Genomic DNA, 16,158 nt, shown 5'->3' on the forward strand with positions numbered 1-16,158 from the left:
GAGCGGGCCGCGTGCGTCAACGGGACGTCACTGCGGGCGCATCTGCGCGCCGCCCGCGCCCGCTTCCTGCGCACGCTGCGCCGCGACGATGCGTCCGGCGCGCTGCGCGTTGTCGGGATAGTCCCACCAGTTGTTCGGATCGTAGCCGGCGGCGAGCCAGGCGAGCGTGTCGGCCTTGACCTCGGCGCGGGTCTTGGGCGCGGACGGATCGGACTTCGACGGCGGTTGCGCATACGCCGAAGCGAAACACGACGCGCCGAACAGCGCGCCGGCCAGCAGGCAGGGAAGGTTTTTCATGGCGGGAGCCTCGCACCGTCGGAAGACGGTTTTTTCATTCTAGGCGAGGCTCGGCACAAGGCGAGGCGCGATTGAGGTCCGAAATGCTAGCCTCGGCCCGTCCGATGCAAACGGCTGTCCCGTCGTGCGCCGCGCTGTACGCAGTCATCCGGCCGCGCGAAAATCGGAGCACGCGGCGAGCGCCGGCCGCGCACGAGTCCATCGGAACAATCACACGACAGGGGCGTGACCATGAGCACGTTGCGGGTTGCCTCGGACAGCTTTGCGGAACTCGACGACCTCCGGTCGCTGCTCGATGCCGGCCGCGCCTGGTTCGTCGAACGCACGGTGACCGAAGTGCGGACCGGCCGCCACACGTTCCCGATCCTCATCGCGACCCTCGGCGCAACCGATCCCGCCGCGCCCGCGATCGGCTTCTTCGGCGGCGTGCACGGACTGGAGCGGATCGGCACGCAACTGATCCTCGACTACATGCGCGCGCTTTTGCGCCGCCTCGAATGGGACGATCTTTTATCCGAGCAATTGCGTTCGATCCGGCTCGTCTTCATGCCGATTGTGAACCCTGGTGGCATGTGGGCGCGCACGCGCTCGAACCCGAACGGCGTCGACCTGATGCGCAACGCGCCGCAAAGCGCCGAAGGCCGCGTGCCGTGGCTTGCGGGCGGACAGCGCATCGGGCCGTGGCTGCCGTGGTATCGCGGCAGTCGCGACGCATCGATGGAAGTGGAAAGCGCGGCGCTCCTTTCCGTCGTCGAGGAGGAACTGATGTCGCGGCCGCTCAGCTTCGCACTCGACTGCCATTCGGGTTTCGGCTGGGACGACAGCATCTGGTTTCCCTACGCGCGCACCGACCGGCAGATGCCGCATCTCGCCGAGATGTTCATGCTGAAGACGATGTTCGAGCAGTCGTGTCCGCATCACGGCTACGCGTTCGAGCCGCAGAGCCATCAGTATCTGCTGCACGGCGATCTCTGGGACTGCGCCTACGACCGCACGCGCGCGCCGAACATTTTCCTGCCGATGACGCTCGAACTCGGTTCCTGGCGCTGGATCAGGAAGAATCCGCCGCAGTTGTTCTCGCGCTTGGGCATCTATAACCCGATCAAGGCGCATCGGACGAGGCGCGTGCTGCGGCGGCATCCCAATTTCTTCGACTTTCTGACGCGCGCGGCATTTTCGTCGCATCGATGGCTGCCGCGCGGCGATTTCCGTGAGCAGGCGATGGCGCGCGCCGCCGAGCACTGGCGAAGCAAGGGCGCGCCATGAGCCAGTGGCTCCTGCTGCGCGGACTCACGCGCGAGGCGCGCCACTGGGGCTCCTTCGCCGACGATTTCCGCACGCGGATCGCGGCTGCCGGCGGCGTTCTGTCGATCGACCTGCCGGGCAACGGCACCGCGCGCGCGATGCGCGTGCCCGCGAACGTGGACGGCATCGCGGAGTCGGTCCGCTCGCGCGCGCAGGCAGCGGGAATCGCGGCGCCGTACCGGCTCCTGGCGATGTCGCTCGGCGCGATGGTCGCGACGCAGTGGGCGGCGCGTCATCCCGGGGAAATCGACCGGCTCGTGCTCATCAATACGAGCATGCGGCCGTTTGCGGGCGTCGGCGAGCGTTTGCGGCCGTCGGCGTGGCCCGCGCTGGTTCGCGTCGCGGCTTGCTGGACGCGCGGCGAAGAATGCGAGCGCATCATTCATGCGCTGACCTGCAACCGGCACGACACGCTCGACGCCGATCTCGCCGCGTGGACGCAGGTGCGCGACACGGCGCCCGTGAGCGCGGCGCGCGCGTTGCGCCAGCTTTCGGCGGCGGCGCGCTTTCGCGCGCCGCGCGAAGCGCCGCGTTGCCCGACGCTGCTGCTGTCCTCGACAGTCGACAAGCTCGTCGATCCGGTGTGTTCCGGGCGCATCGCCGCGCAGTGGGGCGCGACGCACGCGCGCCATCCGTGGGCGGGACACGATTTGCCGCACGACGACCCCGCCTGGACCTGCGACACAATCGCCGACTGGCTGCGTTTAGTCGATGAATCTAAACACGAAGCCAGCAGTCGTCGCGAGCCCGCCTGATCGCTTTCGACGCGCTTTTGTCCAATTGAGGACCGTACGATTTGCACCACGTCCGGGCGATCGGGATGTTGCAACGCAACAATGCGCCGCGTATCCTGTGTTGGCTGGGCAGGATCGCGTGGCCCTTGCATCGAGCGCCGTGATGGCGCCCCGGCGAGCCGGATCTCCGTCCAGACGATGCAAACGAGGCGCCGCGCAGTGGCTTGCCGCAAGGAGTCGAATCATGGACGCTCAGAAGTCGTCTGACCCTACGCTGCACATTTTCGAGCAGGATGGCGAGTGGCACTGGGCCATCACCATCCCCCGGCCGACAGGCAACGGGATGAAAGTCGTCTCGTATAGCTACGAGGGCTTCGCTTCCGAGGAAGACGCCCGCGAAGACGGCCAGCGCGCGGTCCGCGAGGGCGAATGGCGCGCGTCCGGAGCGCGCCAGGCCGAACCGAGCCATTCCGGCGTCTGAACCGCCGTCCGCGCGCCGTGTCGGCCGGCGTCGTCGGACCGATCGCCGTACTTCTTCTTTCCCCTTCCGCCTGTTTCCCCCGCTTGCCGTCGCGTGACGAATCGCGCGACACTCGGCGCATCTGCGCAACTCATCCGCGCAAACCCATCCGCCGAGGTGCACGGCATGAACGCGACCGCCCATCGTGACGCGGCCTACACGATCCGCCGAATGCGCGCCTACGAAATCGGACTCGCGCTGGATTGGGCCGCCGTCGAAGGCTGGAATCCGGGTCTGAACGACGCGCTCGCTTTCCGTGCCGCCGATCCGCACGGCTTTTTCATCGGCGAACTGGACGGCGAGCCGGTCGCCTGCCTGTCGGCCGTCGCTTACGGCGATACGCTCGGCTTCATCGGCCTCTACATCGTGGCGCCCGCCTTTCGCGGACGCGGATTCGGCCTGCGTCTCTGGAACGCCGGGATCGCCCGTCTCGGCGAGCGCACTATCGGGCTCGACGGCGTCGTGAGCCAGCAGGCGAATTATCGGCGCTCGGGTTTTCGGCTCGCGTACCGGAACGTCCGGTTCGAGGGACTCGCCCGCGACGGTGCGCCGACGCCTGCGGGCATCGTGGAGGCATCGGCGGTGCCGTTCGAATCAATCGCCGCCTACGACCGCCGGATGTTTAGCGCGCCGCGCGAAGCGTTCCTGCGCGCGTGGCTCGCCCAGCCCGAAGGCGCCGCGCTCGCCGCGCTGGAAGACGGCCGCGTGCGCGGTTACGGCGTGCTGCGCGCCTGCCGCAGCGGCTACAAGATCGGCCCGCTGTTCGCCGACGACGCGCGCATCGCCGACGATCTGTACGGCGCGCTCGTCGCCCGTGTGCCCGGCGCGGCGGTGTTTCTCGATGTGCCCGAGGCCAATCCCGAGGCGGTCGCGCTCGCCGTGCGTCACGGCATGTCGAGCGTCTTCGAGACCGCGCGGATGTACACGAAGGCGCCGCCCGCGGTGCCGCTCGATTGCGTGTTCGGGGTGACGTCGTTCGAACTCGGATGAGCGCATCCGGCGCGGTGCGGAGGGTGCGCTCGTTGAACGCGGTTACTTGCGGGGTGTATCGACGGGCGGCGTGCCGTCGTGGAAGAACGTCTTCAGTTGCGAACGCAGTTCCGGCGAATCCGTATGCTGATGCGCTGCGACCGCGTGCTGCACGGCTGCCTCGAGCAATTCGTCGTCGGAATCCGCGGAGAGTGCCACCGAGCAGTTGTTGTCGCTCGGCACTTCGCGGCAGTCGATGTACTTGCGCGTCATGATGTCTCCCTTCAACGGGTCATCGGCCCGCAGGCATCGCCGTGCGGGCCCGGAAAACGCGGTAAAAGCGATGCGATGCCGGAAGGCGTTCCGCTTGGAAACGCTTCTGAAAGTATAGATGTCGAAAGGCTGTGTTGCGGTGCGTTTGCGGAGGTCCGCGCGCTCCGGTAACGTATGGAAGTCTTCGCGCAACGGAGTTGCACCGATGAGCCACGACCACGAACATGATCACGCCGGCAGCGCGCTGCCGGAGATGGACCTGCGCGTGCGCGCGCTGGAGTCGCTTCTGGTCGAGAAAGGTTACGTGGACCCGAAGGCGCTCGACGTCCTCATCGACACCTACGAGCATCGGGTCGGGCCACGCAACGGCGCGCGCGTGGTCGCGAAGGCGTGGGCCGATCCGGCCTACCGCCAGTGGCTTCTCGACGACGCCAGCGCCGCCATTGCCTCGCTCGGCTTCACGGGGCGGCAGGGCGAGCACATGGTCGTGCTCGAAAACACGCCCGCGGTGCACAACCTCGTCGTCTGCACGCTGTGTTCGTGCTATCCGTGGCCGGTGCTCGGCCTCCCGCCCGTGTGGTACAAGTCGGCGCCGTATCGCTCGCGCGTGGTGATCGATCCGCGCGGCGTGCTGGCGGAATTCGGCGTCGAATTGCCGGCCGAGGTCGAACTGCGGGTGTGGGATTCGACCGCCGAGGTCCGCTATCTCGTGCTGCCGATGCGCCCGCCGGGCACGGAGAACATGGACGAAGCCGCGCTGGCCGAACTGGTCACGCGCGATTCGATGATCGGCACGGGCCTGCCGGCGACGCCCGGTTCGTCGGCCACCCGGACACAGCGGGAGCCAGCATGAACGGAGCGCAGGACATGGGCGGCATGCAGTCGTTCGGGCCGATCCGCCCGCGCGAGAACGACTTGCCGCTGCACGACGACTGGGAGCGCCGCGTGCTCGCCATGACGCTCGCGATGGGCGCGACCGGCGCATGGAACATCGACGCGTCGCGGGCCGCGCGCGAGAGTCTCCCGCCTGCGCAATACCTGTCGAGCAGCTATTTCGAAATCTGGTTCGAAGGTCTGAAGACGCTGCTGGTGAACGCGGGTCTCGCCACCGTCGAAGAAATCGAATCGGGCGAGTTGCGCAGCGCGGCGGCGCGCGTGCAACGCGTCCTTCACGCGGATCAGGTCCAGGCGGCGCTTCTGCGCGGCAGTCCCGTCGATCGCCCGGCGCGTGCGCCAGCGCGTTTCGCGGCCGGCGATCCGGTGCGCGCGCGTCAGATTAATCCGCCGACGCACACGCGCCTGCCGCGCTATTGCCGGGGCAGGCGCGGCGAGATAGTGGCGGTGCGGGGCGCGCACGTCTTTCCCGATACCCACGCGATCGGCGCGGGCGAAGAGCCGCACTGGCTCTACACCGTGCGCTTCGATGCGGCCGAGTTGTGGGGCGCACAGACGTCGGCGGCGTCGGTGTGCGTCGATTGCTGGGAGCCGTATCTGGAACCCTGTCCGGCATGAAATCTCACGATACCGAACCGAACCCGCCCGAATGGCGCGCCGCGTTGCCCGAACTGCCCGCCGACGCCGCCGGTCCCGTCTTCGATGCGCCGTGGCAGGCGCAGGCCTTCGCGATGACGCTCGCGCTGCACGAGCGCGGGCTCTTCACCTGGAGCGAATGGGCGCTCTACCTGAATCGCGCGATCGCCGACGCGCAGTCCGCGGGCGATGCCGATCGCGGCGATACCTATTACGCGCACTGGCTGACGGCGCTCGAGCGCATCAGCACGGCGAAGGGATTGGTGACGGGCGGCATGCTGTCGAGCCGCCGCGCCGACTGGGACGAGGCCGCGCGCGCGACGCCCCACGGCGAGCCGATCGAACTGCGCCGCCGCCCGGAGCGGACGTGAACGGCGAGACGCTCGCGGCTTACCGGGCGACGCGGTATCGCGTGTTCGCGCCCATCCCGATCGACATGCGTATCGGCGAAACGAGCGCTGCGATGGCCGCGCTGCTCGCGCAACATGGCGCCGGAACGGCGGTGTTCGTGACGGCGTTCAACCCGTTCAGCCGGCGCCTTTGCGACGACGACAACGCCGCGCGCCAGCGCAGACTGAAGGCACATCTCGCGCGTCTTGGCTTGGCCACGATCGAAGGCGCCGGCATCGACCCGACCGGGCAGTGGCCGTCCGAGGAAAGCGTGCTCGCGCTCGGCGCGGACCGCGCGGCCGCCGACGAACTGACGGTGAAGTTCGAGCAGAATGCGGTCGTGTTCGTCGAAGGCGATGGCGGCGCGCGCTTGCTGCTGCATCCGCGACTGCGCGATTCGACCGGCGAGACTTGAGCGCGCTCGTCACCGAACCCGGACGGTGTATGCTCGTCAACGCCTGAGCTTCTACAAAAATACGACGCTATGACCCAACCCGCTTCTTCCCCGAGTCCCGAGGACACTCCCGCCCTCGAGCCGCGCGAGGACGCCGACGTCCGCGATTCGCTCTACCGGACGCTCGTCCAGGAAATCGAGGACTACGCGATCTTCATGCTCGATCTCGACGGCCGCGTGCGCACCTGGAATGCCGGCGCGCAGAAGATCAAGGGCTATGCAGCGCGCGAGATCATCGGCCAGCACTTTTCGCGCTTTTATCCCGCGGAAGCGCTCGCACGCGACTGGCCCGCCTACGAATTGCGCGAGGCGCTCGCCGTCGGACGCTTCGAGGACGAAGGCTGGCGCGTGCGCAAGGACGGCTCGCTCTTCTGGGCGAACGTCGTGATCACGACGATGCGCGACCCGGACGGCACGCCGATCGGCTTCGCCAAGCTCACCCGCGACCTGACGCTGCGCCGCCAGGAAGAGGAGCGCCTGCGCCAGAGCGAGGAGCGCTTTCGCCTGCTGGTCGAATCGGTCGAGGATTACGCCATCTTCATGCTCGATCCGGACGGCCGCGTCGCGAGCTGGAATGCCGGCGCCATTGAGATCAAGGGCTATCGGCCCGAAGAAATCATCGGGCAGCACTTCTCGGTCTTTTACCGCCCCGAGGACAACGCCGCCGGCAAGCCCGCCGGCGAACTCGCGCGCGCGTCGCGCTTCGGTCGCGTCGAGGACGAAGGCTGGCGCGTGCGCAAGGACGGCTCGCTCTTCTGGGCCAACGTCATCATCACGGCGGTGTACGATTCATCCGGCACGCTGCGCGGCTTCGCGAAGGTCACGCGCGACCTGAGCGAGAGAAAGCGCCTGGAGGAACTGGAGCGGTCGAGCCAGCACGTCAGCGAATTCCTCGCGACGCTCGCGCACGAACTGCGCAATCCGCTCGCGCCGCTGCGCAACGCGGTCGGCGTGATGCAGCTCGAACCGCAGCTCTCGCCGACCATCGCCTCGTGCCGCGACATGATCGACCGTCAGACCATTCAACTGTCGCGGCTCGTCGACGACCTGCTCGACATGGGCCGCATCACCACCGGCAAGATCGATCTGCGCATGGCGAGCGTCGATATGGCCGAGGTCGTCGCGCATAGCGTCGAGGCGGTGCGCCCGCTCGCCGACCAGCGCCAGCAGGTGATCGACGTCCGGCTGCCGGCGGAAGGCGTCGTGGTGGAGGGCGACTTCGTGCGGCTCGTGCAGGTGCTGCAAAATCTGCTGAACAATGCATCGAAATTTTCGCCGACGGGCGGGCGCATCGCGATCGAGATTGTGAACGAAGCGCGCAACATCGTGCTGACGGTGAGCGATCAGGGACGCGGCATCTCGCCCGGCTCGCTCGACACCATCTTCACGCTCTTCGCGCAGGAAGACCGGCTGCTCGACCCGACGCACAACGGGCTCGGCATCGGCCTCACGCTGTCGCGCTCGCTCGTCGAACTGCACGGCGGCATGATCTCGGCGCAAAGCGAGGGACGCGGCATGGGCAGCGTCTTCACCGTGCGCCTGCCGCGCGCGCGGCGGCGCGCCGTCCGCTCCACGAACGCCGCCGGTCGACCGACGGCGGCCATGCCGGCGAACGCGATGCGCGTGCTCGTGATCGACGACAACCGCGATTCCGCCGACAGCCTCGCGATGCTGATCGGCATGAAGGGCCACGAGTCGCGCGCGGCCTACGACGGCGCGAGCGGCCTGACCGTCGCCCGGGAGTTCCTGCCGGATCTCGTGCTGGTCGACCTGGCGATGCCGGACATGGACGGCTTTACCGTGCTGCGGGCGCTGCGCGCAAACGCGGCGTTCGCGCGCACGGTGACTGCGGCGATGACGGGCTTCGGGCAGAATCAGGACCGCGAGCGTTCGATCGGGGAAGGCTTCGACGCGCATCTCGTCAAGCCGGTGGAGATGGTGCTGCTCGACGCGCTGCTCGCCGATGCGAAGCGCCGCTTCCTTGCCGCCGGCACGGGGCGGCCGCTCGCCTGATCGTCCGCATCGCCGATCGTTCATTGGCTTTTCGCCCGGGGAGGCGTCCGTGTCCGTGTATCTGATCGCGTTGCTGATGGGTATCGTCGCGGGTCTGCGGGCGATGACCGCGCCCGCCGCCGTGAGCTGGGCCGCGCATCTCGGCTGGCTGCCGCTCGCGGGCACGCCGCTCGCCTTCTTCGGCTACGCCGCGACACCGTGGATTTTCACGGCGCTCGCCATCGTCGAACTGGTCACCGACCAGTTGCCGCGCACCCCGAGCCGCAAGGTGCCGATGCAGTTCGGCGCGCGCATCGTGCTCGGCGCGTTGTGCGGCGCGGCGCTCGCCATGCCGGCGGGTGGGTGGATCGGCGGGCTGGTCGCGGGCGTCGCGGGGGCCATCGCGGGGACGCTCGGCGGCGCGAAGGCGCGCGCCGCGCTGGCGCGCTCGTTCGGACGTGATCTGCCGGCGGCGCTGATCGAGGATGTCGTCGCGGTCTGCGGTGCGGTGCTGCTGGTGCTCGCCATCCCGCGATAGCGCGTTGGCGTCTCAGGCCGCCTGGATGCGGCACAGGTCCCGATGCGTGAGATAGAGCCGCAGATCGAATTCGATCTGATGGTAGCCCGGCTGCATGAATTCGCAGAGCCGGTAGAACGCCTTGTTGTGATCGCCTTCCTTCAGATGCGCGAGTTCATGCACGACGATCATCTTCAGGAATTCGGGCGCGGTGTCCTTGAACAGCGACGCGATCCGGATCTCCTTCTTCGCCTTCAGCTTGCCGCCCTGCACGCGCGAAATGGCCGTGTGCAGGCCGAGCGCATGACGCAGCACGTCGAGCTTGCTGTCGTAGACGACCTTGTCGATGGCGGGCGCGACGCGCAGGAATTCCTGTTTCAGTTCGCAGCAATATGCGTAGAGCGCGCGGTCCGACTGCACGGCATGACGATGCGGATAGCGCGCTTCGAGATAGGTGCCGAGCCGACCCTCGGCGATCAGGCGGCGAACCTTTTCCTGCAGCGTGGCGGAATAGGCGCTCAGGTATTTCAGATGTTGCATGGCGGTCGGAAGGGGCAAAAGGGCGGCGAACAAGACTCGATTGTAACGAGCGCAGCCAAACGCGTAAGTTTGTGTACGGATCGTCGTCGAGAACACGTGCGGCGTGGCAAGATGCGCGACCTGATTTCATCATCGCAGCGCGGCATCGACATCATGGCTTCAAACAAGGCGCATCGCGCCACCGGCTGGGCGGCCGGCATTATCGCGGCGGCGCTCGTCAGCAAGACGGGCGGCGCGGGTCCTCACCAGCTTTGCAGCGTGCTCGCGCTCGCTGCGGGCGTGCTCGGCAGCACGGCGCCCGACTGGCTCGAAGTCGCGTGGTGGTCGCGCGCGAGGCGGCTCTGGATCACGCATCGCACGCTCACGCATTGGGGTGTCGGATGGATCGCGCTCTGCGTGATTTCGTATCGGCTGCTCGGCGTGCATCCGTTCGCGGCGGTCACGTTCGGCTTCGCGTGCGGCGGCCTCATGCATCTTTTCGCCGACTGGCCGAATCCGCTCGGCGTGCCGTGGATCGCCGCGCGCCATTCGCTGAACCTCTGGACGAGCGGGCGTTGCGATCTGCTCGTCGTCGGCGCTGCGTGGACCGGCGCCGGGCTCACGGCCGATCACATCTGGCTGCATGGTGCGTTGCTGCATGGCACAGAAAGCCTGCGCCTTTTTCACGCGATCAGGCTTTAGGGCGCGCCAGTACAATGGTCCGTTCAACTCAAACCGGTGACCCGTTCATGCAATCCGCTTTCGCCGTCCGTACGAGCCGACGCTTCGTCTTTGCGTGCCTCACGTTGTTCGCGGTGTGTTCGCTCGGCGGCTGCGCGGGCCTCTTCAATCGCGAGGAAATGCGCGTGAACGTGGTCGGACTCGAACCGCTCGAGGGGCAGGGGCTCGAAGCGCGTTTCAACGTGAAGCTGCGCGTGCAGAATCCCAACGACGCGCCGATCGAGTACAACGGCATCTCGCTCGATCTCGACCTGAACGGCCGGCCGTTCGCGAGCGGCGTGAGCGACCAGAAAGGCAGCGTGCCGCGCTTCGGCGAAGCCGTGCTCGCCGTGCCGGTGACCGTTTCCGCCTTCACGGCGGCGCGTCAGGCGCTCGGCTTCGCGAACGCCTCGCAGTTCGACAACATCCCGTACGCGTTGCGCGGACGGCTCGCAGGCGGCCCGTTCGGCGGCGCGACCTTCAACGACAAGGGCACCCTGAGCCTTCCGTCCGGCGGCGGGTTCTAAAGCTCGTCCGCCGGATCATAGGGATCGACGCGCTCCTGCTCGTTCGCGTCGTTGCGCGCCACGATCGCGCGGGCAGGTTCGGTCGCGCTCAGGTTGAACGCCTGATGCGGCACGCCCGGCGGGACGAACAGGAAATCGCCCGCCTCGTTGATCACCGATTCGCGCAGGCCCGGCCCATAGCGCGTCTCGACGCGCCCTTCCAGCACATAGATGCCCGTCTCGTAGCCGCGATGCACGTGCGGCTCGGCATGCCCGCCCGGCGGCACGACGACGATATGCATCGACAGCCCCCGCGCGCCCACCGACGCCGCCGAAATGCCGACGAAGTAGGGTAGCCGCTGACGCGTCGCAATCTCGCGGTCGGGCCGCACGGTGACGAGCGTGGGCGGTGCGGCATCGTGTTCATCGTTCTGCATGTCGTCTTCTCCGAAGCGTCGCGCGCTCGCGTTCCATTCCCATGCCGCGCGCGTGTCGCGCTAACCGGCGCATAATCGCAGAAAATGCGATGCGGGTGCAGTGCACGCCATCTCGGCGAGCCAGGAGGACACCATGCTGGTCAAGAACGAAGAGCGCGTCGAGCGCCTGCTCGACGATGTCGTCGAGTTCGCGCGGGGACGCTTGCCGCAAGAGACGTTCGCCGTCATCGAACCCTTCCTGCGCGGCTACTACGAACTGGTGGACGTCGAGGACATCCAGAGCCGCGACATCGCCGACCTGTACGGCGCCGCGATGGCGCACTGGCAGACGGCGCAGAAGTTCGTGACGGGCCGCGAAGTGCTGCGCGTCTACAACCCGAATCTGGAGCAGCACGGCTGGCATTCGGACCACACGGTGGTCGAGATCGTCAACGACGACATGCCGTTCCTCGTCGATTCGGTCACGATGGAAATCAACCGCCTCGGCCTCTCGCTGCATTCGGCGATCCATCCGGTGTTTCGCGTGTGGCGCGGCAAGTCCGGGGCAATCGAGAGGATCGGTCCCGGCCACGCCGATGCCAGCGACAAGGAGGCGTCGTCGCTCGCATCCTTCATACATTTCGAAGTGGACCGCTGCGGCGAAGCGTCGAAGCTCGACGAACTGCGCGTGAACATCGCGCGCGTACTCGGCGACGTGCGCGCGTCCGTGGAAGACTGGCCGAAGATCGTCGACGTGGCGCGCGCGACCATCGGCGAAATGAAGACGCGCGACACGAGCCCGGACGGCATCGAGGCGCGCGCATTCCTCGAATGGATGGTGGCGGATCACTTCACGTTCCTCGGCCATCGCGACTACGAACTCGTGACGCAGGACGGCGCGTTCGCGCTGCGCGGGTTGCCCGGCTCGGGCGCCGGCATTCTGCGCGAGTCGCTGCGCCCGCCCTCCGCGGACGACGTCACGGCCCTGCCGCCCGCAGCGGCGTCGATCGTCGAAGGCGCTTCGCCGATCTTTCTCACCAAGGCCAATTCGCGCGCGACGGTGCATCGTCCGGGTTATCTCGACTATGTCGGCGTGAAGCGCACCGGACCGGACGGGAAGGTGATCGGCGAGCGCCGCTTTCTCGGGCTCTATACCTCGACCGCGTATCTCGTGCCGACGTCCGAGATTCCGATCGTGCGCCGCAAGTGCGCGAACATCGTGCGACGCGCGGGCTTCCTCGCGAAGGGACATCTGCACAAGTCGCTTATCACGGTGCTCGAACAATATCCACGCGACGAACTTTTCCAAGCCGACGAAGACGTGCTCTTCGACATCGCGCTCGGCGTGCTGCGCCTTCAGGAGCATCAGCGCACACGGCTCTTCGTGCGGCGCGACCGCTTCGACCGCTTCGTGTCATGCCTCGTCTTCGTGCCGCGCGACAAGTTCAACACCGACCTGCGGCGGCGCATTTCGAAGGTGCTGATGGAAGCGTTCAACGGCAAGAGCATCGAATTCACGCCGCTCTTGTCGGAGTCGCCGCTGGCACGGATTCACATCGTCGTGCGCGCGGCCACGGGCGGCATGCCGGAAGTCGACACACGCGAACTCGAAGCGCGCGTCGTGCAGGTGGCGCGCCGCTGGCAGGACGATCTCGCCGATGCGCTGATCGACAGTCACGGCGAAGAAGCGGGCAACCGCCTGCTGCAACGTTACGCGGATTCGTTTCCGGCCGGCTATCGCGAGGACTATCCGGCGCGCACCGCCGTGCGCGACATCGAACTGATCGAAGAGACGCAGACGCGCGCTAGCGGCCTCGCGATGAGTCTGTATCGCCCGATCGAAGCGGGGCGGCGCGCGTTTCGCTTCAAGGTGTATCGCGTGGGCGAGCCGATCGCTTTGTCGCACAGCCTGCCGATGCTCGAACATCTCGGCGTGCGCGTCGACGAAGAGCGGCCTTATCGCATCGAGCCGACCGGCGCGCCGCATGCGTGGATTCACGACTTCGGCCTCGAACTCGCGGATGACGTGGAGTTCGACATCGACCTGGTGAAGGCGCTCTTCGAAAACGCGTTCGCGTGCGTGTGGACGGGCGAAGTGGAGAACGACGACTTCAACCGGCTCGTGCTGCGCGCGCAATTCGGCGCACGCGATGTCACGATCCTGCGCGCCTACGCGAAGTATCTGCGGCAAGTGGGCTCAACCTTCAGCGACGCTTATATCGAGCGCGCGCTCACGGGCAATCCGGGCATCGCGCGCATGCTGCTCGAACTGTTCCTCGCGCGATTCGATCCGGCACTCGCGGATGGCGGCGCGCGCGAGACGCTCGTCGAGCGCATGCTGAAGGCGATCGAGGCGGCGCTCGACAAGGTGCCCAATCTCGACGAAGACCGCATCCTGCGCCAGTTCCTCGGCGTCATCAATGCGACCGTGCGCACCAATCATTTCCGCAAGGGCGACGACGGCCGGCCGCGGCCTTATCTGTCGTTCAAGCTCGATCCGTCGAAGGTACCGGGGCTGCCCGAGCCCAAGCCGATGTTCGAGATCTGGGTCTATGCGCCGCGCGTCGAGGGCGTGCATCTGCGCGGCGGGCGCGTCGCGCGCGGCGGGCTGCGCTGGTCGGATCGCCGCGAGGACTTCCGCACGGAAGTGCTCGGTCTCATGAAGGCGCAGATGGTGAAGAACGCGGTGATCGTGCCGGTGGGATCAAAGGGCGGCTTCGTCGTGAAGAATCCTCCGCCCGCGAGCGATCGCGAGGCGTTCATGCAGGAAGGCATCGCGTGCTATCAGATGTTCCTGCGCGGCCTGCTCGATGTCACCGACAATCGCGTGGCAGGCGAGATCGAACCGCCGCCGGATGTCGTGCGCCACGATCCGGACGATCCCTATCTCGTCGTCGCCGCCGACAAGGGCACGGCCACGTTCTCCGACTACGCGAACGCGATCGCGCGCGAATACGGCTTCTGGCTCGACGATGCGTTCGCGTCGGGCGGCTCGGTCGGCTACGACCACAAGAAGATGGGCATCACCGCGCGCGGCGCGTGGGAATCGGTCAAGCGGCACTTCCGCGAAATGGGCGTCGATACGCAGACGACCGACTTCAGCGTGGTCGGCATCGGCGACATGTCGGGCGACGTGTTCGGCAACGGCATGCTGCTCTCGCGTCATATCCGGCTCGTTGCCGCGTTCGATCACCGGCACATCTTCCTCGATCCGCATCCGGACACCGAAACGAGTTTCAGGGAACGCGAGCGGCTCTTCGCGCTGCCGCGCTCTAGCTGGGCCGACTACGATGCCGCGCTGATCTCGGCGGGCGGCGGCGTGTATCCGCGCACCGCGAAAACCATCGGGATCACAGCCGAGGTGCAGGCGATGCTCGGCATCGCGGCGGCGACGCTCGCGCCGAACGAACTGATCCGCGCGATCCTGCTCGCGGATATCGATCTGCTTTACAACGGCGGCGTCGGCACCTATGTGAAGTCGGCGCGCGAGACGCATGCGCAGGTCGGCGACCGCGCGAACGAAGCGGTCCGCGTGAACGGTGCCGAGTTGCGCTGCAAGGTCGTGGGCGAAGGCGGCAATCTGGGCTTCACGCAACTCGGACGCATCGAGTTCGCGCAGCACGGCGGGCGCATCAATACGGACGCGATCGACAACTCGGCAGGTGTAGATTGTTCGGACCACGAAGTGAACATCAAGATCCTGCTCGGACTCGTGGTGGCCGACGGCGAGATGACCGAGAAGCAGCGCAACAAGCTGCTCGCCGAGATGACCGACGAAGTGGGCTTGCTGGTGCTGAAGGACAATTATTCGCAGACGCAGGCGCTCTCGATCGCGAAGCGTTACGTGACCGAGATGCTCGATGCCGAGGCGCGCCTGATGCGCTCGCTTGAACGCGCGGGGCGGCTCAAGCGCAAGATCGAATTCCTGCCTTCCGACGACGAGATCGCCGAGCGGCAGGCGGCGAAGCAGGGGCTGACGTCGCCGGAACGGGCGGTGCTGCTCGCCTACAGCAAGATGTGGCTGTACGACGAACTGCTCGACTCCGACGTGCCCGAAGATGCGCTCGTCGCCGACATGCTGCTCGACTATTTTCCGCAGGCGCTGCAGCAGCGCTATAGCGAACCGATGCAGCGTCATCCGCTCAGGCGCGAAATTCTCGCGACGCATCTGACCAATGCGTTCGTCAATCGCGTGGGATGCACCTTCGTGCAGCGTCTGATGGAAGAAACCGACGCGTGTCCGAGCGACATCGTGCGCGCGGCGCTGATGGTGCGCGATGTCTTCGATCTGAACGACCTGTGGAAACGCATCGACCTGCTCGACAACGTCGTCGCCGATGAAGTGCAGGCGCGCATGTTCGTCGAAGTGGTGCGGCTGCTCGAAGGCACGACGCTCTGGTTCCTGCGGCGTCTGAAGGAGCGCACGGGCGACGGCTCCGTGCTGCTCGCGCGCTGCCGCGAGGCGGCGGCGCGGCTTGCGCCGCAGTTGCCGGCGCTTTTGCCGGTGGCGGACCTGGAGTCGTGGTACGCGCGCAGGCGCGAGCTGGAAGACGCGGGCGTGGAAAGCGGGCTCGCGGCGCGGGTCGCGAGCGGCGACATCTCGACGGCGGTGCTGGACAGCGCCGAAGTCGCGGCAAACTGCGATCGTCCGCTGGAAGTCGTCGCGAGCGTGTACTTCGCGATCGGCACGCTGCTCGACTATGGCTGGATCGCCGAGCGGGCGATGGCGCTGCCCACAGCCACGCACTGGGACCTGCTTGCGCGCGCGGCCGCGCTGGAAGAACTCGCGCGGCTCAAGCGCGCGCTCACCGTGAGCGCGCTCGAAGCGTCGCGCGGAATCGATTCAGCCGATGTGATCGTCGATAGCTGGCGCGCAAAGCGTGCGGATGCGCTCGAACGCTATGCGCGGCTCCTCGCCGAACTGCGCGCGGCAGGCGGCGCGAGTCTTTCGATGCTGCTCGTCGTGGTGCGCGAGATGGCGGTGCTCGAACGCGCCTGAACGGCGCGTTCTGCGGC

Annotated in this window: 17 protein-coding genes; 13 read left to right on the plus strand and 4 right to left on the minus strand. The window is 67.2% G+C overall.

What is annotated here, in order from left to right; translation table 11 throughout:
• Positions 1 to 27 precede the first annotated feature (27 nt).
• Positions 28 to 297, minus strand: coding sequence for a DUF4148 domain-containing protein (locus AWB66_RS01895; protein ID WP_087628553.1), 270 nt, complete (start codon positions 295 to 297; stop codon positions 28 to 30).
• Positions 298 to 528: 231 nt separating this feature from the next.
• On the opposite strand from AWB66_RS01895, the gene AWB66_RS01900 reads away from it, so the two are divergent.
• The 4 genes from AWB66_RS01900 (at position 529) to AWB66_RS01915 (ending at position 3,846) form a co-directional block, all read left to right on the plus strand.
• A complete protein-coding gene (locus AWB66_RS01900) occupies positions 529 to 1,563 on the plus strand; it encodes a M14 family zinc carboxypeptidase (RefSeq protein ID WP_087628554.1) in 1,035 nt (344 codons plus the stop codon).
• On the plus strand, positions 1,560 to 2,357 hold the full coding sequence (locus AWB66_RS01905; protein ID WP_087628555.1) for an alpha/beta fold hydrolase: 798 nt from the start codon (positions 1,560 to 1,562) through the stop codon (positions 2,355 to 2,357). Before AWB66_RS01900 ends, AWB66_RS01905 begins: the two co-directional genes overlap by 4 nt.
• A gap of 223 nt (positions 2,358 to 2,580) precedes the next feature.
• Positions 2,581 to 2,817 carry a hypothetical protein gene (locus AWB66_RS01910; RefSeq protein WP_087628556.1) on the plus strand — a complete coding sequence of 79 codons (237 nt, stop codon included), beginning with the start codon at positions 2,581 to 2,583 and terminating at the stop codon, positions 2,815 to 2,817.
• 165 nt (positions 2,818 to 2,982) lie between these two features.
• Positions 2,983 to 3,846 carry a GNAT family N-acetyltransferase gene (locus AWB66_RS01915; RefSeq protein ID WP_235020946.1) on the plus strand — a complete coding sequence of 288 codons (864 nt, stop codon included), beginning with the start codon at positions 2,983 to 2,985 and terminating at the stop codon, positions 3,844 to 3,846.
• Between the two features lie 42 nt (positions 3,847 to 3,888).
• Here the strand turns inward: AWB66_RS01915 and AWB66_RS01920 are convergent, their stop codons facing one another.
• Positions 3,889 to 4,098, minus strand: coding sequence for a DUF1059 domain-containing protein (locus AWB66_RS01920; RefSeq protein ID WP_087628557.1), 210 nt, complete (start codon positions 4,096 to 4,098; stop codon positions 3,889 to 3,891).
• A 205-nt stretch (positions 4,099 to 4,303) separates the two neighbouring features.
• Here AWB66_RS01920 and nthA point away from each other — a divergent pair, with 205 nt between their 5' ends.
• The 6 genes from nthA (at position 4,304) to AWB66_RS01950 (ending at position 9,002) form a co-directional block, all read left to right on the plus strand.
• Positions 4,304 to 4,951 (plus strand): nitrile hydratase subunit alpha, encoded by a 648-nt coding sequence (gene nthA / locus AWB66_RS01925; protein ID WP_087628558.1) that lies wholly within the window; start codon positions 4,304 to 4,306, stop codon positions 4,949 to 4,951.
• Positions 4,948 to 5,610, plus strand: a complete 663-nt coding sequence (gene nthB / locus AWB66_RS01930; protein WP_087628559.1) for a nitrile hydratase subunit beta — start codon at positions 4,948 to 4,950, stop codon at positions 5,608 to 5,610. The genes nthA and nthB overlap by 4 nt, the downstream gene beginning before the upstream one ends.
• Positions 5,607 to 5,999 (plus strand): nitrile hydratase accessory protein, encoded by a 393-nt coding sequence (locus AWB66_RS01935; RefSeq protein WP_087628560.1) that lies wholly within the window; start codon positions 5,607 to 5,609, stop codon positions 5,997 to 5,999. Before nthB ends, AWB66_RS01935 begins: the two co-directional genes overlap by 4 nt.
• Positions 5,996 to 6,433 carry a DUF3293 domain-containing protein gene (locus AWB66_RS01940; RefSeq protein ID WP_087628561.1) on the plus strand — a complete coding sequence of 146 codons (438 nt, stop codon included), beginning with the start codon at positions 5,996 to 5,998 and terminating at the stop codon, positions 6,431 to 6,433. Before AWB66_RS01935 ends, AWB66_RS01940 begins: the two co-directional genes overlap by 4 nt.
• A 69-nt stretch (positions 6,434 to 6,502) precedes the next feature.
• A complete protein-coding gene (locus AWB66_RS01945) occupies positions 6,503 to 8,485 on the plus strand; it encodes a PAS domain-containing hybrid sensor histidine kinase/response regulator (RefSeq protein WP_087628562.1) in 1,983 nt (660 codons plus the stop codon).
• Between the two features lie 49 nt (positions 8,486 to 8,534).
• Positions 8,535 to 9,002 carry a DUF4126 domain-containing protein gene (locus tag AWB66_RS01950; RefSeq protein ID WP_087628783.1) on the plus strand — a complete coding sequence of 156 codons (468 nt, stop codon included), beginning with the start codon at positions 8,535 to 8,537 and terminating at the stop codon, positions 9,000 to 9,002.
• A gap of 12 nt (positions 9,003 to 9,014) precedes the next feature.
• Here AWB66_RS01950 and AWB66_RS01955 read toward each other — a convergent pair whose 3' ends face one another.
• The gene (locus tag AWB66_RS01955) at positions 9,015 to 9,521 is read right to left on the minus strand and encodes a YgjP-like metallopeptidase domain-containing protein (RefSeq protein ID WP_087628784.1); all 507 of its coding nucleotides are present in this window, start codon (positions 9,519 to 9,521) and stop codon (positions 9,015 to 9,017) included.
• Between the two features lie 153 nt (positions 9,522 to 9,674).
• On the opposite strand from AWB66_RS01955, the gene AWB66_RS01960 reads away from it, so the two are divergent.
• Positions 9,675 to 10,202, plus strand: coding sequence for a metal-dependent hydrolase (locus AWB66_RS01960; protein ID WP_087628785.1), 528 nt, complete (start codon positions 9,675 to 9,677; stop codon positions 10,200 to 10,202).
• 47 nt (positions 10,203 to 10,249) lie between these two features.
• Entirely contained in the window at positions 10,250 to 10,747 is a 498-nt protein-coding gene (locus AWB66_RS01965; RefSeq protein WP_087628563.1) for an LEA/WHy family protein, read from the plus strand.
• On the opposite strand, the gene AWB66_RS01970 is transcribed toward AWB66_RS01965, so the two are convergent.
• Entirely contained in the window at positions 10,744 to 11,163 is a 420-nt protein-coding gene (locus tag AWB66_RS01970) for a cupin domain-containing protein (RefSeq protein ID WP_087628564.1), read from the minus strand. The two genes, AWB66_RS01965 and AWB66_RS01970, sit on opposite strands and share 4 nt — an antisense overlap.
• A 133-nt stretch (positions 11,164 to 11,296) precedes the next feature.
• Here AWB66_RS01970 and AWB66_RS01975 point away from each other — a divergent pair, with 133 nt between their 5' ends.
• A complete protein-coding gene (locus AWB66_RS01975) occupies positions 11,297 to 16,141 on the plus strand; it encodes an NAD-glutamate dehydrogenase (protein WP_087628565.1) in 4,845 nt (1,614 codons plus the stop codon).
• Positions 16,142 to 16,158 lie beyond the last annotated feature (17 nt).

This window comes from Caballeronia telluris, assembly GCF_001544495.1.
In the GTDB taxonomy this organism is placed as follows: Bacteria; Pseudomonadota; Gammaproteobacteria; order Burkholderiales; family Burkholderiaceae; genus Caballeronia; species Caballeronia telluris.

Bases quoted from the DNA above. Each gene is read 5' to 3' on its own strand.
- AWB66_RS01895 (WP_087628553.1), bottom strand. From the start codon at position 297: ATGAAAAACCTTCCCTGCCTGCTGGCCGGCGCGCTGTTCGGCGCGTCG.
- AWB66_RS01900 (WP_087628554.1), top strand. From the start codon at position 529: ATGAGCACGTTGCGGGTTGCCTCGGACAGCTTTGCGGAACTCGACGAC.
- AWB66_RS01905 (WP_087628555.1), top strand. From the start codon at position 1,560: ATGAGCCAGTGGCTCCTGCTGCGCGGACTCACGCGCGAGGCGCGCCAC.
- AWB66_RS01910 (WP_087628556.1), top strand. From the start codon at position 2,581: ATGGACGCTCAGAAGTCGTCTGACCCTACGCTGCACATTTTCGAGCAG.
- AWB66_RS01915 (WP_235020946.1), top strand. From the start codon at position 2,983: ATGAACGCGACCGCCCATCGTGACGCGGCCTACACGATCCGCCGAATG.
- AWB66_RS01920 (WP_087628557.1), bottom strand. From the start codon at position 4,098: ATGACGCGCAAGTACATCGACTGCCGCGAAGTGCCGAGCGACAACAAC.
- nthA (WP_087628558.1), top strand. From the start codon at position 4,304: ATGAGCCACGACCACGAACATGATCACGCCGGCAGCGCGCTGCCGGAG.
- nthB (WP_087628559.1), top strand. From the start codon at position 4,948: ATGAACGGAGCGCAGGACATGGGCGGCATGCAGTCGTTCGGGCCGATC.
- AWB66_RS01935 (WP_087628560.1), top strand. From the start codon at position 5,607: ATGAAATCTCACGATACCGAACCGAACCCGCCCGAATGGCGCGCCGCG.
- AWB66_RS01945 (WP_087628562.1), top strand. From the start codon at position 6,503: ATGACCCAACCCGCTTCTTCCCCGAGTCCCGAGGACACTCCCGCCCTC.
- AWB66_RS01955 (WP_087628784.1), bottom strand. From the start codon at position 9,521: ATGCAACATCTGAAATACCTGAGCGCCTATTCCGCCACGCTGCAGGAA.
- AWB66_RS01960 (WP_087628785.1), top strand. From the start codon at position 9,675: ATGGCTTCAAACAAGGCGCATCGCGCCACCGGCTGGGCGGCCGGCATT.
- AWB66_RS01965 (WP_087628563.1), top strand. From the start codon at position 10,250: ATGCAATCCGCTTTCGCCGTCCGTACGAGCCGACGCTTCGTCTTTGCG.
- AWB66_RS01970 (WP_087628564.1), bottom strand. From the start codon at position 11,163: ATGCAGAACGATGAACACGATGCCGCACCGCCCACGCTCGTCACCGTG.
- AWB66_RS01975 (WP_087628565.1), top strand. From the start codon at position 11,297: ATGCTGGTCAAGAACGAAGAGCGCGTCGAGCGCCTGCTCGACGATGTC.